Raw genomic sequence first — 14,741 nt, 5'->3', positions numbered from 1 at the left:
TTCACACCATGAAGGTCAGGACGGCTGTGGCGGTTTACATTGAGTGCACACGTTCATGGTGCCGATGTCAAAGGAAGAATCCAGTGACGCGGAGTCTTCCCCGGCGCCATCCACGTCCCCCGGTTCACAGGCCGGCATGCATCTGGTGGCCATCGGGGCCTCGGCCGGCGGCCTGGAGGCCCTGCAGACCCTTCTGGGCAACCTTGCCCCCGGCGGCAGCGTGGCCTATGTGGTGGCCCAGCACCTCTCGCCCGACCACGGCAGCCTGATGGTCGAGCTGCTGGCGCGGGTCACGGCGCTGCAGGTGGTCGAGGCGGTCGACGGGGCCGCGTTGCTGCCGGACACGGTCAGCGTCTGCCCCCCCAACCACGACATCAGTGTGGAAGGGAAACGGTTAAGGCTGGTGGCGCCCGAACCCCGCTTCGGCCCCAGCCCCAGCGTCGACCGGCTGTTCGATTCGGTCGCCGAGCACTGGAACGGCCATGGGGCCGCCGTGGTGCTCTCGGGCACCGGCTCCGACGGGGCCCGCGGCCTGCGGGCCGTGCGGGCCGCCGGTGGGCTCACGATCGCCCAGACGCCCGAGAGCGCCCGGTTCGCCGCCATGCCCACCGCCGCCGTTGCCCTGGGTGGGGCCGACCTCGTCCTCGAGCCGGCCGCCATCGCCCATCACCTCACCGGGCTGATGGGCTCGGCCGGCGACTGGGTGGAGCTGAACACTCCCGACCTCAGGGGCCTCAACGTCTCCAGTGCCCTGGAGCTGCTGCTGCACAACAGCGGCATCGACTTCAGCCAGTACAAGGCGTCCACCCTGCAGCGTCAGCTGGCGCGACGCATGGCGATCCGCCAGATGGAGAGCATGGAGGAGTACCTGCGGCTGCTGGCGGCGGACAGCAGGGAGGTCTCGGCCCTGGTCCACAACCTGCTGGTCACCGTGACCTCCTTCTTCCGCGACCCGGAGTCGTTCGCGGTCCTCGGCGAGCTCCTGAAGGACTATGTGGCCCAGCGCACCCGCAAGGACCGCCTGCGGGTGTGGGTGCCGGGCTGCGCCACCGGCGAGGAGGTCTATTCCATCGGCATGCTGTTCAGCGAGGCGCTCGGCCACCCCCAGGACCTGACCCATCACCTCAAGATCTTCGGCACCGATCTCGACGAGGACAGCCTGGCCGTGGCGCGCCGGGCCACCTATCCCGCCGCCTCCAGCCTGGCCATCCCGGAGTCGCTGCGGGAACGCTTCGTGGTGCCGTTCAACGGCGAGGTCCAGATCTGTGAGGCCCTGCGCAACTGCGTGGTCTTCGCCCGTCACAACGTGGCCGTCGACCCGCCCTTCCCGCGTCTGGACCTGATCTCCAGCCGCAACACCCTCATCTACTTCACCCAGCCCCTGCAGGACCGGGTACTGACGCAGTTCCGCTTCGGCCTGCTGCCCTCGGGTCTGCTGTTCCTCGGCCGCACGGAGTCGCTGGGCCACAGGACCGAGGGCTTCGATGTGGCCAACGCCGAGCACCGCATCTTCCATCGCACCTCGGAACACCAGTTCAGCCGCTACACCCCGGCCATCCAGCCCTCCCAGCGCCAACCGACCCTGTTCAGCCCGGTCGGGAGGATCTCGATCCTGCGGGAGACCGTGGTCGAGGAGCATGTCGCCACCCTCGAAGCGCTGGTCCGCTCCACCTGCGCCCCCTGCGTGATCCTCGATGAGAACCACGGACTGGTGGAGGTGATCGGCGATGTCAGTCCCTTCTGCCGGCTCACCGAGGGCCGGATCTCCACCGCCGCCACCACCTTCCTGCTGCCGGAACTGCAGGCCGAGGCCCGCGCCCTGCTGCTGATCGTGCGGACCGACCGCCAGCCGGTCCGCAGCCGGCTGCTGCACCTGCCGGACTTCGCCATCAACCTGCGGCTGGAGGTCCGGCCCCTCCAGGTCAACGAGCGGGTGCTGACCCTGCTCAGCTTCCTGCGGGAACCCCCCGACGGCGCCGATCAGGCCTCCACAGATATTCCGCTGATCCGCGACCAGGACTTCGACCAGCAGATCGCCCGGCTGGAGAAGGAGCTGCTCACCAGCCACGACACCCTGCGTCGTTCCCTCTCGGATCTGGAGGAGGCCAACGAGGAGCTGGAGGCTTCGGCCGAGGAACTGCAGGCTTCCTCGGAGGAGCTGCAATCCTCCAACGAAGAACTGGAATCCTCCAACGAGGAGCTGCAGGCCACCAACGAGGAACTGGCGACCCTCAACCAGGAGCTGCGGGCCAGAAGCTCCGACCTGCAGCTGCTCAGCACCGACCTGGAGAACATCCAGAACTCCCTCAACCAGGGCATGGTCATCGTCGACCGGGAGCTGTGCATCACCCGGTTCACCCCCCTGGCGGTGCGCGTCTTCGCCCTGGTGGAGGATGACATCGGACGGCCCCTGCTGGGCATTCCCACCACGGTGCCCCTGCCGGGACTGCGGTCGGCCCTGGCGGAGGTGGTCGGCGGTGCTCCCCGGCGCAACATCGAAGCGGTCAACGAGGACATCGCCTACCTGGCCCAGGTGCTGCCCTACCAGGAACGGGAGGGGCAGCGGCTCGGAGCGATCGTCACCCTCACCGACGTGTCGGAACTGCTGGCCCTGCGACGGGCCGCTGAGGACTCGCTCGATTCCTTCTCCAGCCTCACCGATGCCCTGGAAGAGGCGGTGTGGAAGCGGGACGCCGACCTCCACCGGCTGCTCTATGCCAGCCAGCGCATCCTGCCCCTGACGGGTTGGAGCCCGGCCGAGCTGTTCGCCCGTCCGGAGCTGCTCGACGACGCCATCCTTCCGGAGGACCGGGATCGGGTCTGGGCCAGCCGTGACCCGGCCCAGGGGGGCTGGTCGGTGCAGTACCGGATCATCCGCCGCGATGGCGAGCAGCGCTGGGTGACGGAGAACGCCAAGGTGCTCACCGAGGAGATGGATCGCTATGTGGTCGGCACCCTCTCCGACATCACCCAGCAGCGCCAGGCCCAGGAACATAGCCGCGACCTCTCGGTCCTGTTCGAGACCCTGATCCGCAGTCCCAGCTTCTCGGTGGCGGTGTTCGACGGCAACCAGCGGGTGGTGATGGTCAACGCCAGCCTGTGCCGCCGGATCGGCTTCGAGCGCGACACCCTGGTGGGGTCGCCCGCCTCCCTGTTCTGCCAGCTGCCGGAGGAGGCGACGACCCCCGTGGTCAGCGATGCGCCCGCCGATGGGCCGCTGTTCGTGAGTGACTCCTTTTCCCTCCGCCATCGGGATGGCCGCACCCTGGAGGCCAGGGTCGAGCTCTGGCCGCTGCCCTCGACGATGGGGACCGGCTCGCTGCTGATGGTGCTGCCCTCGCCTCAGCCCTGATCCGGTCGCAGCAGGGCCCGCAGGCGGCGGGCCAGGGCCTCCAGCGGCCCCCCCTGGGGCGGACAGCTGCAGCGCACCCCTGTGGCCCCATCCATCCAGACCGGATGGCTGCCCTGCCACAGCAGGGGGTGGTCCTCCCCCTGGCGCCAGGCCAGGGTGAGGTTGAGATCCTCACCGCTGCGGTAGATCTCCAGCTCCAGATCCTCCGCCGGCACCCGCTCGCCCTCGGGTGTGCGGGCCTCCAGCCGCAGGCAGAGATCCAGGCTGTCCCCGTGCCCGGCCCCCACCACCGCATGGCGCAGGGGCTTGCGGCAGAGATCGGCCGCCGCCGCCACCAGCTGGCAGAGGTCGGTGTTGGCGCTGCCGATGGAGGACTCAGGCGACGGCATCGATCGCCATCACCTCCAGGCTGAGCGGACCGGCCCGGAAGCCCGGGTTGGCGGAGCCATCGTCGCCGAACTTCGAATGCAGGATCTGCAGCCGGGTGATCCGCTCGGCGTCGAAGCGCAGGGGCAGGCCGAGGGGCAGGGCCTCGATCGGCTTGGCCCGGATCGAGGCCCGCAGCTGGGCGAAGGGGATCCGCACCCGGCAGGGGCCATCGGGATCGGTGGCGAAGTTCGCCACCCAGCGCACGCCGCCGGGGATCATCTCGGTGAGACCCGCCACCCCATCGGCGCAGGCCACCGCCAGCTTGTAGTGACGGCCGTCGCCGTGGAGCTCCAGCTCGAAGGCGGCCTGCTCCGAGAGATCCAGGGGAGGGGAAAAGATGGGCGAGCGGCAGCTGACGAAACCACCGCCCTGTTCCACCACCTCCGCCTCCAGCCGCAGCCCGCGGCTGCTGACCGTGCACAGCCCCGAACTGCGCCCCCCCATGACGGTGTCGTTGAGGGCATGCCAACCACTGAAGCCATCGCCGCGGATCACCTGCATGGGAGCCCTCAGGCGCCGGGGAGGTCGGCGGCGGCGGCGGCATCGGCCAGGATCACCACCACGCCGGCCGGCCGCACCAGCCGGGCGGGGGTGCGCTCGGCGGGCTCACTCGGGTCGAGCAGCCGGGCGAGCGCCTGGCGTTTGCCGGCGCCGCTGACCAGGAAGATCACCCGGCGGGCGGCCGAGAGAGCCGGCGCCGTGAGGGTGATGCGGGGCAGGCCCTTGCCCTCGCCGATGGTGACCGGGCGATCGCTGACGCCGGGGGCCGCCGTGCCGGGGAACAGGGAGGCGGTGTGGCCGTCGTCGCCCAGGCCCAGCAGCAGCACATCGAAGCGGGGCAGGGCGCCGGGGCAGAGCACAGCCAGCTCCGTCGCGTAGGCCTCGGCGCTCGCCTGCGGGGTGGGGCGGTCGGTGGGCACCGGGTGGAAGCGGGCGTGGCTGGCCGGCGGGTGGGCCAGCAGGGTTTCCCTCAGCATGCGGGCATTGCTGGAGGGGTCGTCGGCCGGCACCCAGCGCTCATCCCCCAGCAGCACATCGACCCGCTCCCAGGGCAGGTGTTCCTCGGCCAGCCGGGCGTAGGCCGCCCGGGGGGTCTCCCCCCCGGCCAGGGCGATCTGGGCCCGGTCCCGCTCCGCCAGGGCCAGATCGATGCCGGTGGCGATCTGCTCCGCCGCCTGGCGGGCCAGATCTTCCGGGCTGGTGGCGACGATCAGCTGGTAGCGCGTGCTGGGTTCGGTCAATCGAGCCACTCGGTGTGGAACGCGCCGGGGCGGTCCGTGCGCTCATAAGTATGGGAGCCGAAGCAGTCGCGCATGGCCTGCACCAGGTTCTGGGGCAGACGGCCGGTGCGGTAGCTGTCGATGTAGTCGAGGGTGCTGCTGAGGCAGGGCACGGGGATGCCCGCCAGGGCCGCCCCAGCCACCACCTGGCGCAGGCCGGCCAGGCGCTGGTTGACCTGGGCGGCGAACCAGGGGTCGAGCATCAGGTTGGGCAGGGAGGGATCGGCGCCGTAGGCGTCCTGGATGCGTTGCAGCAGCCGGGCCCGGATGATGCAGCCCCCCTTCCAGATCTGGCCGATGGCCGAGAAGTCGAGGTTGTAGTCGTGGAGTTTGGAGGCCTCCTGCAGCAGGGCCATGCCCTGGCCGTAGCTGGCGATGCAGGCCAGGATGCAGGCATCCCGCAGCGGCGCCATGCCGGTGGCCGGCTCCCCGAGGGGAAAGCTGTGGGGGGCGGGGGCGTGCAGCACCGCTTCGGCCGCCATCCGCTCGCTGCGCAGGGAGCTGAGCACGCGGGCGTTGAGGGCGGCGTAGATGGTGGGCACGGGCACCCCCATCTCCAGGGCGCTGACCACGGTCCACAGGCCGGTGCCCTTCTGGCCGGCGGCATCGACGATCAGCTCCACCAGGTCACCGCCACTTTCGGGATCCTTGGTGCGCAGGCACACCTCGGTGATCTCCACCAGGAAGGAGGCCAGCTCTTCGGTCTGGTTCCAGCCCCCCAGAACGTCGGCCATGGCGTCGCCATCGAGGCCGCCGATGCGCTTCATCAGGTCGTAGGCCTCGGCCAGGATCTGCTCGATGCCGTACTCGATGCCGTTGTGGACGGTCTTGACGAAGTGGCCGGCGCCGCCGGGGCCGATGTAGGTGACGCAGGGGCCGTCCTCCACCTGGGCGGCCATCTTGGTGACGAGGCTCTCGATGGCGTCGTAGGCCGCCTTGGTGCCGCCGGGCATCATGCTCGGCCCCTCCAGGGCCCCCTTGGCGCCACCGGAGACGCCCATGCCGATGTAGCCGAAGCTCTTGCTCTCCAGCTCCTTCACGCGTCGCTCGGTGTCGGTGTAGAGGGAGTTGCCGCCGTCGATCAGCAGATCGCCTTCCTCGAGCAGCGGCGAGATGCTGGCGATGGTGGCATCCACCGGATCGCCCGCCTTCACCATCATCAGGATGCGGCGGGGCCGCTCCAGCGCCGCCACGAACTCCTCGAGGCTGGCCGCTCCCACGATGTCCTTGCCGGCGCCGCGTCCGGCCAGGAACTCCTCGGTCTTGGCGTAGGTCCGGTTGTAGACGACGCTCGAGAAGCCGTTTCTCTCGGCGTTGAGGACCAGATTCTCACCCATCACGCCGAGGCCGATGAGTCCGAAATGCGCCTTGCCCATAGGAGCGTGGATGTCTTGCTTCCTCGCCACTGTGGCCAGCGGTCGGCGGAGCGTCGGTGTCCCGGGGGGGGATGTCAGCAACTGCTGGCCCAGCCCTCCCCCGGGGCGGGCCTCAGATGACGGTGCCGTCGGCGATCGTGCCGTTCTTCACCACCACGACGATGCCGTTGCGGATATAGAAGTTGAGCTCCGGCCGGTCGGCCTCCTCCACCCGGTCCTTGTTGACGATGGTGACGTCGCGGCCGATGCGCACGTTCTTGTCGAGGATCGCCCCCTTCACCGTGGTGCCCCGGCCCACGCCGATCGGGGTGCCGCCCCGCTCGCGCAGCACCAGCCGTTCCTCGGAGGATTCGAAGAAGTCGGCCCCCATCAGCAGGGTGTCCTGGAGCACCACCTCGTCTTCGACCCGGGAGCGCACGCCAAGCACGCAGTGGTGGATGCTGCAGGCCTTGAGCAGGGATCCTTCGCCGATGATCGACTGGGTCACCTGGGCGTCCTGCAGCTTGCTGGGGGGCAGGTAGCGGGGCCGGGTGTAGATGGGGAACTTCTCGTCGTAGAAGGAGAAGGCCGGGTTGGGCTGGTCGGTGAGGGCCAGGTTGGCCTCGTAGAACGCCCCGATCGTGCCGATGTCCTCCCAGTAGTCGTCGAAGAGGAAGGTCTGCAGGTGGTCCCCCCGGCCGAGGGAGGCGGGGATGATCTCCTTGCCGAAATCGGTGGCCTCCGGATGGCTGGCCAGCAGGTCGAACAGGGTGTTGCGGTTGAAGACATAGATCCCCATCGACGCGAGATAGGGCCGCTTGGCGGCCTCCTCGGCGGAGAGGCCGAGGCTCTCGGTGTTGACTCGCATGGCCTCCAGGGCGTCACCCTTGGGCTTCTCGCTGAACTCCAGGATCCGGCCGTCGGAGGAGGTGCGCATCAGGCCGAAGCCCTCCGCCTGGGCCGCATCCACCGGCAGGGCACCCACGGTCAGTTGGGCGCCGCAGTCGATGTGGTGCTGGACGAACTTGCTGTAGTCCATCCGGTACAGCTGGTCACCGGAGAGGATCAGGACGTGGTCCACGTCCCACTCCTGGAACAGCCACTGGTACTTGCGCACCGCATCGGCGGTGCCTTCGAACCAGCTGGGGCTGTCGGGGGTCTGCTGGGCGGCCAGCACCTCCACGAAGCCCTGGCCGAAGCCGGAGGAGAGGTTGTAGCTCATCGTCAGGTGACGGTTGAGCGAGGCGCTGTTGAACTGCGTCAGCACGTAGATCTTGTTGATCTCCGAGTTGATGCAGTTGCTGATGGGAATATCGATCAGTCGGTATTTCCCGGCGAGGGGAACGGCGGGCTTCGCCCGCATCTTGGTGAGGGGGTAGAGACGCGTTCCCGCACCGCCTCCCAGGATGATGGCCAGAACGCGTTTCATGAGCCCAGTCCTCGGTCCTTGGCTGGCCAGACCGTACTGGAGCGTGGTGACGCGGAGCTCCGCGCTGCTGCTTCTCGGTTCATGTTCCGTTGCAGTGAAATGGGGTGCTGGAGCCGGTGAAGCGGGGACCCTCCCGGGGGGCGGGGCTCAGGCCTCCGGCGGGTCGTCGTGAAGCTCGAAAAGGTCCTGCAGCACCCCCATGGCCGCCCGCCGCTGCTGGCGGGGCTGGGGGGCGCGCAGCCGGGTGACGGGCGTGTGCAGGATCTTGTTGATGATCCCCTTGCTGAGGGCTTCGACCACCTTCCGCTCCCGGGCGGAAAGGTCCGGGCCCATGCGGCTGAGGGCCTTCTGCAGCTCCTGCTCGCGGATGTCCTCCAGCTGGAGACGCAGCCGGTTGACCAGGGGCACCGCCTCGAGGCCGTCCCACCACTCCAGGAACAGGCGTGATTCTTCGGCCAGGAGCCCCTCGGCCTCGGCGGCCATCTCCCGCCGGGCCTCCTGGTTACGGGCCACCACCTCCTGGAGATCGTCGACGTCGAAACTGTCGACACCCTGGAGTTCGGCCGCATCGGCGCTGATGTTGCGGGGCACACCGATATCGATGAGCATCAGGCTGGAGCGGCGGTTGAGCCCCTCCAGCCGCCGGGCCGTGATGATCGGCTCCTCGGCGCCGGTGCTGGTGAAGACCAGCGAGCAGGTGCTCAGGCAGTGGTCGAGGTCGTCCAGGGGACGGCACTGCACGGGCAGGGCGGGGAAATCGGCCGCCAGGGCCTCGGCCCGGGCGACGGTGCGGTTGAGCACCACCACCCCCCGGCAGCCCTTGGCCTGCAGGTGCTGCAGCAGCAGCCGGGCCATGCGGCCCGCCCCCACCACCGCCACCTGCTCCTGATCGAGCGGCACCAGCTCATCGGTGCCCCGGGCCTGGCCCACCTTCAGCTGGGCCAGCTCGACGGCCGCCGAACTGATCGAGACCGCCCCGGTGCCCAGGTTGGTCTCGGTGCGCACCCGCTTGCCGGTGCTCACCGCCTGGTTGAGCAGGCGGTTGAGGATCGGGCCCACGGAGCGGTGCTCCTGACCCAGCCGCACCATCTTCTTCACCTGGGAGAGGATCTGACCCTCCCCCAGCACCAGGCTGTCGAGCCCGGCGGCCACCCGCAGCAGGTGGCCCACGGCCTCCTCGTGGTGGTAGGTGAACAGATGGGGGCGCAGCTCCTCCACCGCCAGGCCGGACTGGCGGCTGAGGAAGTCGCCGACAGCGGTGATGCCCTGTTCGGGATGGCGCAGGAGCGTGTAGATCTCCAGCCGGTTGCAGGTGCTCAGGATCGAGGCCTCGATCACCTGCTCATCCGCCCGCAGCCGCTGGAGGGAATCCTCCATGGTCTGCTCGGGGATGCTCAGGCGCTCGCGGATTTCCACCGGAGCCGTGCGATGGCTCAGACCGACGACGGCGATGTGCATGGAGGCGGGCTCCGAGGTCCGGACTCTGGTGGGATCAGCGCAGGGCGATGCTCTTGGCGCCCTCCTTGATATGCACCGTATCGGTGAAGCGGGCGCTGCGGTCGAGGGTGCTGATGATCAGGCTGCTGGTGCGGGTGCAGTCGTCCTCGAAGACGACGCCCTTGAACAGCAGGCCGGGGGTGATGCCGCTGCCGGCGAAGACCACGTTTTCGCCGGAGGCGAGCTCCTCGGCCTCATAGACCTTGTCGACGTCGGTGATGCCCATCTCGTTGAGGCGGGCGATGTTTCCTTCCTTGGTGTAGTCGGCCCACTCGCTGGTCTGGGCGATGGCGGGGTCGTACACCAGCTGGCCCTGGAAGTGGCCGCCGAGGGCCCGCAGGGCGGCGGCGGAGATCACACCCTCGGGGGCGGCGCCGATGCCCATCAGGCAGTGGGTGCCGGTGCCGGCGAAGCCGCAGGCGATGGCGGCCTGCACGTCACCGTCGCTGATCGGCTTGACGCGGGCGCCGGTGGCGCGGATCTCGGCGATCAGGGCCTTGTGGCGGGCGCGGTCCATCACCACGATGGTGAGGTCGCTGGCGGGCACACCCAGGCACTCGCTCAGGATGGCGATGTTCTCGGTGGCGCTCTTGCGGATGTCCACCTTGCCCTTGGCGGCCGGGGGCGCCGCCAGCTTCTTCATGTAGAAGTCGGGGGCATAGAACAGGCCGCCGCGGTCGCTGGCGGCGAGCACGGCCATCGAGCCGTCCTGGGCGTTGGCACAGAGGTTGGTGCCTTCGCAGGGGTCGACGGCGAAGTCGACACCGGGGCCGGTGCCGCTGCCGACTTCCTCGCCGATGTAAAGCATGGGGGCTTCATCGCGCTCCCCTTCCCCGATGACGATCCGGCCCTGCATGGCAATGCTGCCCATGCGGGTGCGCATCGCCTCGACGGCGGCCGCATCGGCTTCGTCCTTCTTGCCGAGCCCGGTCAGGCGGGCAGAGGCGATGGCGGCCTGCTCGACGACTTCGAGCAGTTCCTGGATAAGAGTGCGATCCACAACGGTCCGGCAGGGGGAGGGGCCTCAACGAGGGGCCGGCACGCCGGAGGCGGACCGCAGGCAAAGCGGGGAAAGATCCAGCCGCTGCAAGGCCTCTCGGAGTCGAAGCGGGGCCATCGTATCAGCGCGCCCGGGAGCACCCCGGGAGACCCATGGTGGGCCGCTCCTTACAATCCCTTCATTCTTCCGCTGCGGTGGCCGTCCATGAGCACCAAGCCCCTGGTGATCTCCCCGTCGATCCTTTCGGCCGACTTCTCCCGCCTCGGCGACGACGTGCGGGCCGTCGACGCCGCCGGTGCCGACTGGATCCACGTGGACGTGATGGACGGCCGCTTCGTGCCCAACATCACCATCGGCCCGCTGATCGTCGAGGCCCTGCGCCCGGTGACGACCAAGCCCCTGGACGTGCACCTGATGATCGTCGAGCCCGAGAAGTACGTGGCCGATTTCGCCAAGGCCGGCGCCGACATCATCAGCGTCCAGGTGGAGGCCTGCCCCCACCTGCACCGCAACCTCAGCCAGATCAAGGACCTGGGCAAGATGGCCGGTGCCGTGCTCAACCCCAGCACCCCCCTCGACACCCTCGAGTACTGCCTGGAGCTCTGTGATCTGGTGCTGATCATGAGCGTCAACCCCGGCTTCGGCGGCCAGAGCTTCATCCCCTCCCAGGTGGAGAAGATCCGCCAGCTGCGCCGCCTCTGTGATGAGCGGGGTCTGGATCCCTGGATCGAGGTCGACGGCGGCATCAAGGCCGGCAACGCCTGGCAGGTCATCGAGGCCGGTGCCAATGCGATCGTCAGCGGCTCCGGTGTCTTCGGCCACGCCGACTACGCCGAGGCCATCACCGGCATCCGCAACAGCCGCCGCCCCGAACCGGCACTGGTCTGATGCTCAAAAGGCCGCCCACAGCGGGCGGCCTTTTGATGCACAGGACCTTGAGAGTGGGGCCCGTGAGGAACGGGCCCTTTCTTGTTGCGCCGCTGCTCAGCTGCCCAGGAACCAGCCGTAGCTGTGCAGGCCGATGCCGAGCAGATTCACGCCGATGTAGCAGACGGCGATCACCACCAGGCCGGCCGACGCAACGATCGCCGGTCGGCGCCCCTGCCAGCCCCGGATCAGACGGGTGTGCAGGTAGGCGGCGTAAACCAGCCAGCAGATCAGGGCCCAGGTTTCCTTGGGGTCCCAGCTCCACCAGCTGCCCCAGGCCTCATTGGCCCACACGGCGCCGCTCACCAGACCGACGGACAGGAGCAGGAAGCCCACCGTGATCGTGCGGTAGCTGAGGCTGTCGAGCTGCTCGCTGATGCGGAAGCTGCTGCTGCTGAGCGCCATGGCACCGGGGCCGTCGCTGGCAAGCTGGGCCTGGCGGAAGCCGCCGCTGCCGATCGAGCTGCTGCGCAGCTCCAGATCCTGGTTGCGGTCGACGAACAGCACGGCCACCGACAGCAGGGAGCCCACCAGCAGGGCGGCATAGCTGACCATGATCACGCTGACATGCATCACCAGCCAGCTGGAGCGCAGCGCCGGCACCAGGGGCGAGGCCTCCTGGAGGCGATCCGGCAGGGCGAAGCTGGCGAAGGCCACGCAGCCCAGGCCCATGGGCGTGGCCGCCGCCGCCACCAGCGGGTTGGGCCAGCTGCGCTCCACCAGCAGCTGGGTGAGGGTGCAGGCCCAGGCCAGGAAGCAGAGCGACTCGTAGAGGTTGCTGATCGGGAAGTGGCCCGACTCCCACCAGCGCAGCACCAGCTGGGCGGTGAGGCAGAGATTGGCCGAGGCCACCAGGATCCTGACCACCGGGTTGCTGTGACCGCCGCTGACGGACCAGAAGGCGATGGGCAGCACCAGCAGGAGCAGGGCGAAGGCCGCGAGGCCGAGGCCGATGACCGGATCGTTCACCAAAGGAGCGGATCGAAACCGATCCACTTTGCCGTGCCGTCCCCCCGATGGGGCCTCAGCGGCTGGCCTGACGCAACAGCCAGAGTCCTCCGGCCAGGCCGATGACCACCGGCAGCCAGGCCGCCATGAAGGGCATCAGGGTGCCCGTGATCCCCAGGGAGCTGAAGATGAAGGACATCAGGTAGTAACCGAAGATCAGCAGCACGCTGATTCCGAACCCCTGGCTGCGGCTGGTGCGCGAATTAGGGCGCACCCCCAGGCTGCTGCCGATCAGGCCGAACACCAGGCAGATGGCCGGGAAGGCGAACTTCTCCTGGATGCGCACCCGCAGCCGCCGCGCCTCCTTGGTGTTGTTGGCCTCCAGCAGCAGCCGCTCCGCCGTCAGGGCCTGGCCCACGGTCATGGTGCTGGCGTCGGTGGGCAGCTGGGCCACCTCGATCGGGTCGCGGGTGAAGGGGTAGAGGTAGCGGTCGAAACTGGCGGAAGTGGTGGTGCCGGTGGCCACATCGATGTTGGTGATGCGGCCCTTGTTGAACTCCCACATCCCCTCCGCCTCGTTCCACTTGCCGGTGAGGGCGGTGAGCATCTGCCGGTAGCCGTGGCGCGAGAAGTCGAGCAGGGTGACATCGAGCATGACCCCCTTGCGGAACTGGCGGGCATGGAAGATGTGGGTCAGCCACTTCACCGATTCGCCGTTGGGCAGCTTGACGTCGGTGAAGCGGGAATAGAGGGCGTTGTCGCTCTGCTCGGTGGCGATGGCCTTGCCCAGGGCCCGCTCGAGGCTGTTGGTGGCTTCCAGATTCGCCCGCGGCACGATCGCGTCGTTGAAGACGAAGGTGAGCAGGGTCATCACCAGGGCCAGGGCCATGGCCGGCAGCACCATGCGCCGGGTGCTCACGCCCACGCTGCGCAGGGCGGTCAGCTCGCTGCTTCCCGACAGGCGGCTGTAGGCCAGCAGGGTGGCCATCAGGGTGGCCATCGGGAAGGACAGCACCAGGAAGGAGGGCAGCCTCAGCAGCAGCACCTTCATCGCCGCCAGCACCGGCAGGCCGGACTCGGCCACCCGGCGCACCAGCTCGAAGACCGCCCCCACCGAAAGGGACACGGCCGTGAAGGCGGCGATGCCGAACAGCAGCGGGCCCAGCAGTTCCTGCAGCAGCCAGCGGTCGAGCAGGGGCAGATCCCGCCAGCGCGGCACCCGCTTCCAGTCACGCAGCCGTTGGCCGCCCGGCAGCTGCAGCCAGGTGGGGCGCTTCTCGAGCAGGGCCCCCTTCAAAGCTGGAAGCCCTCGCCAAGGTAGTGACGCCGCACCAGGGGATCGTTGGCCACGGAATGGGAGGCACCGGAGGCAAGGATCCTGCCATCGGCCAGGATGTACGCCCGGTCGGTGATCGCCAGGGTCTCCCGCACGTTGTGATCGGTGATCAGCACGCCCATGCCCCGGCCCCGCAGGCTGTCGATCAGGGCCTGGAGATCGGCGACGGCCATCGGATCCACCCCCGCGAAGGGTTCGTCGAGCAGCAGGTAGCGGGGGCCCTGGTCGCCCACGGCGAGGGCCCGGGCCACCTCGCAGCGGCGCCGCTCACCGCCGGAGAGCTGGTAGCCGCGGCGGTGCTGGAAGCCGCCCAGATGGAAATCCTCGATCAGCACCTCCAGGCGGCGGCGGCGCCCGGCCGGATCCGAACCGCTCTCCTGCAGGGCGAGCATCAGGTTGTCGCGGACGCTGAGCTGGCGGAACACGCTCGCCTCCTGGGGGAGGTAGCCGATGCCGAGACGGGCGCGGCGGGGCATGGGAAGGTGGGCCACCGACTCACCATCCAGCAGCACCTCACCGCAGTCGGGCCGCAGCAGGCCGGTGACCAGGTTGAAGGTGGTGGTCTTGCCGGCCCCGTTCGGACCCAGCAGCCCGACCACCTCCCCGGGGTGGAGATCCAGGCTCACGTCGGTCACCAGGGGGCGGCCGGCGAGGGTGATCGCCACCCTCTCCAGAACCAGGCTCACGGCTTGGGGGTGGCAGGCTTGGCTGCGTCAGGCTTGGACGTGCCCTGCTGCTGCAGGCGGAACTTGCTGAAGACCTGCTTGCCGGCCGGCGGCTCCGCCAGCATGCGCTCGCTGTCGAGCTGATACACCAGCCGCTCCGCCCGCAGCCGCTGGCCATCGGTGTCGATCACGTCGACATCGCCGGTGAGCACCAGGCGCCCCTCATTGCTGAAATACTGGGCCTGCCGCGAGGTGGCCGTCATGCCGCGATCGGCATAGACGATGCGCACGTTGCCCGTGGCGGTGACGATGCCGTTCTGATTGTCGGCCTGCTGCACGTCGGACTCGATCGTGACCATGCCGGTGGCGGGCGTCTTCGGCCGCTGGGTCTGGGCCGTGGCGGCCGGCGCCTGGGCCGCGACGGGGCGGGACGGGAGCACCAGCAGGGCGGCGCCCACGAACCCCGCGGCGAGCACGAACAGCAGTGGGCGGGGGGGCAGGGTCAAGGTGGAAATCGTGGAGG

General features: G+C 69.1%; 13 protein-coding genes. 2 read left to right on the top strand and 11 right to left on the bottom strand.

The window, feature by feature from the left end; genetic code table 11:
• Positions 1 to 136: 136 nt before the first annotated feature.
• Positions 137 to 3,352 carry a chemotaxis protein CheB gene (locus H6G99_RS01165; RefSeq protein ID WP_190609376.1) on the top strand — a complete coding sequence of 1,072 codons (3,216 nt, stop codon included), beginning with the start codon at positions 137 to 139 and terminating at the stop codon, positions 3,350 to 3,352.
• Here H6G99_RS01165 and H6G99_RS01160 read toward each other — a convergent pair.
• The 7 genes from H6G99_RS01160 to glpX form a co-directional block, all read right to left on the bottom strand.
• Complete coding sequence (locus H6G99_RS01160; RefSeq protein ID WP_190609374.1) at positions 3,343 to 3,741, bottom strand: DUF8659 family protein; 399 nt, start codon at positions 3,739 to 3,741, stop codon at positions 3,343 to 3,345. The two genes, H6G99_RS01165 and H6G99_RS01160, sit on opposite strands and share 10 nt — an antisense overlap.
• Positions 3,728 to 4,282 (bottom strand): CIA30 family protein, encoded by a 555-nt coding sequence (locus tag H6G99_RS01155; protein WP_094584536.1) that lies wholly within the window; start codon positions 4,280 to 4,282, stop codon positions 3,728 to 3,730. Before H6G99_RS01155 ends, H6G99_RS01160 begins: the two co-directional genes overlap by 14 nt.
• A gap of 8 nt (positions 4,283 to 4,290) precedes the next feature.
• Complete coding sequence (gene pgl / locus H6G99_RS01150; protein ID WP_190609372.1) at positions 4,291 to 5,022, bottom strand: 6-phosphogluconolactonase; 732 nt, start codon at positions 5,020 to 5,022, stop codon at positions 4,291 to 4,293.
• Positions 5,019 to 6,437: an NADP-dependent phosphogluconate dehydrogenase gene (gene gnd, locus H6G99_RS01145; RefSeq protein WP_190609370.1), complete on the bottom strand. Its 1,419-nt coding sequence runs from the start codon at positions 6,435 to 6,437 to the stop codon at positions 5,019 to 5,021. Before gnd ends, pgl begins: the two co-directional genes overlap by 4 nt.
• Positions 6,438 to 6,549: 112 nt before the next feature.
• A complete protein-coding gene (locus H6G99_RS01140) occupies positions 6,550 to 7,845 on the bottom strand; it encodes a glucose-1-phosphate adenylyltransferase (protein ID WP_094584533.1) in 1,296 nt (431 codons plus the stop codon).
• 147 nt (positions 7,846 to 7,992) lie between these two features.
• A complete protein-coding gene (locus H6G99_RS01135) occupies positions 7,993 to 9,303 on the bottom strand; it encodes a glutamyl-tRNA reductase (protein WP_190609368.1) in 1,311 nt (436 codons plus the stop codon).
• A 34-nt stretch (positions 9,304 to 9,337) separates the two neighbouring features.
• Entirely contained in the window at positions 9,338 to 10,342 is a 1,005-nt protein-coding gene (gene glpX, locus H6G99_RS01130) for a class II fructose-bisphosphatase (protein WP_190609367.1), read from the bottom strand.
• Between the two features lie 204 nt (positions 10,343 to 10,546).
• Between glpX and rpe the strand changes: the two genes are divergently transcribed.
• Positions 10,547 to 11,230, top strand: coding sequence for a ribulose-phosphate 3-epimerase (gene rpe, locus H6G99_RS01125; protein ID WP_015108162.1), 684 nt, complete (start codon positions 10,547 to 10,549; stop codon positions 11,228 to 11,230).
• 96 nt (positions 11,231 to 11,326) lie between these two features.
• Here the strand turns inward: rpe and ccsB are convergent, their stop codons facing one another.
• The 4 genes from ccsB to H6G99_RS01105 are packed head-to-tail and all read right to left on the bottom strand — an operon-like array spanning position 11,327 to position 14,724.
• Positions 11,327 to 12,238: a c-type cytochrome biogenesis protein CcsB gene (gene ccsB, locus H6G99_RS01120; RefSeq protein ID WP_094584721.1), complete on the bottom strand. Its 912-nt coding sequence runs from the start codon at positions 12,236 to 12,238 to the stop codon at positions 11,327 to 11,329.
• A 55-nt stretch (positions 12,239 to 12,293) separates the two neighbouring features.
• Entirely contained in the window at positions 12,294 to 13,454 is a 1,161-nt protein-coding gene (locus tag H6G99_RS01115) for an LptF/LptG family permease (protein ID WP_190609841.1), read from the bottom strand.
• A 56-nt stretch (positions 13,455 to 13,510) separates the two neighbouring features.
• Positions 13,511 to 14,239, bottom strand: coding sequence for an LPS export ABC transporter ATP-binding protein (gene lptB, locus H6G99_RS01110; RefSeq protein ID WP_094584529.1), 729 nt, complete (start codon positions 14,237 to 14,239; stop codon positions 13,511 to 13,513).
• Entirely contained in the window at positions 14,236 to 14,724 is a 489-nt protein-coding gene (locus tag H6G99_RS01105; protein WP_233133815.1) for an LptA/OstA family protein, read from the bottom strand. Before H6G99_RS01105 ends, lptB begins: the two co-directional genes overlap by 4 nt.
• Positions 14,725 to 14,741: the final 17 nt, after the last annotated feature.

The sequence above is a fragment of the Synechococcus sp. FACHB-909 genome (genome assembly GCF_014698945.1).
Classification (GTDB): domain Bacteria; phylum Cyanobacteriota; class Cyanobacteriia; order PCC-6307; family Cyanobiaceae; genus Cyanobium.
Note: the sequence above shows the minus strand (reverse complement) of the source record. Positions and strands in the feature narration are given on the sequence as shown.

Excerpts from the sequence above, each read along its gene's own strand:
- H6G99_RS01165 (WP_190609376.1), top strand. The coding sequence starts at position 137 with ATGCATCTGGTGGCCATCGGGGCCTCGGCCGGCGGCCTGGAGGCCCTG.
- H6G99_RS01160 (WP_190609374.1), bottom strand. The coding sequence starts at position 3,741 with ATGCCGTCGCCTGAGTCCTCCATCGGCAGCGCCAACACCGACCTCTGC.
- H6G99_RS01155 (WP_094584536.1), bottom strand. The coding sequence starts at position 4,282 with ATGCAGGTGATCCGCGGCGATGGCTTCAGTGGTTGGCATGCCCTCAAC.
- gnd (WP_190609370.1), bottom strand. The coding sequence starts at position 6,437 with ATGGGCAAGGCGCATTTCGGACTCATCGGCCTCGGCGTGATGGGTGAG.
- H6G99_RS01140 (WP_094584533.1), bottom strand. The coding sequence starts at position 7,845 with ATGAAACGCGTTCTGGCCATCATCCTGGGAGGCGGTGCGGGAACGCGT.
- H6G99_RS01135 (WP_190609368.1), bottom strand. The coding sequence starts at position 9,303 with ATGCACATCGCCGTCGTCGGTCTGAGCCATCGCACGGCTCCGGTGGAA.
- rpe (WP_015108162.1), top strand. The coding sequence starts at position 10,547 with ATGAGCACCAAGCCCCTGGTGATCTCCCCGTCGATCCTTTCGGCCGAC.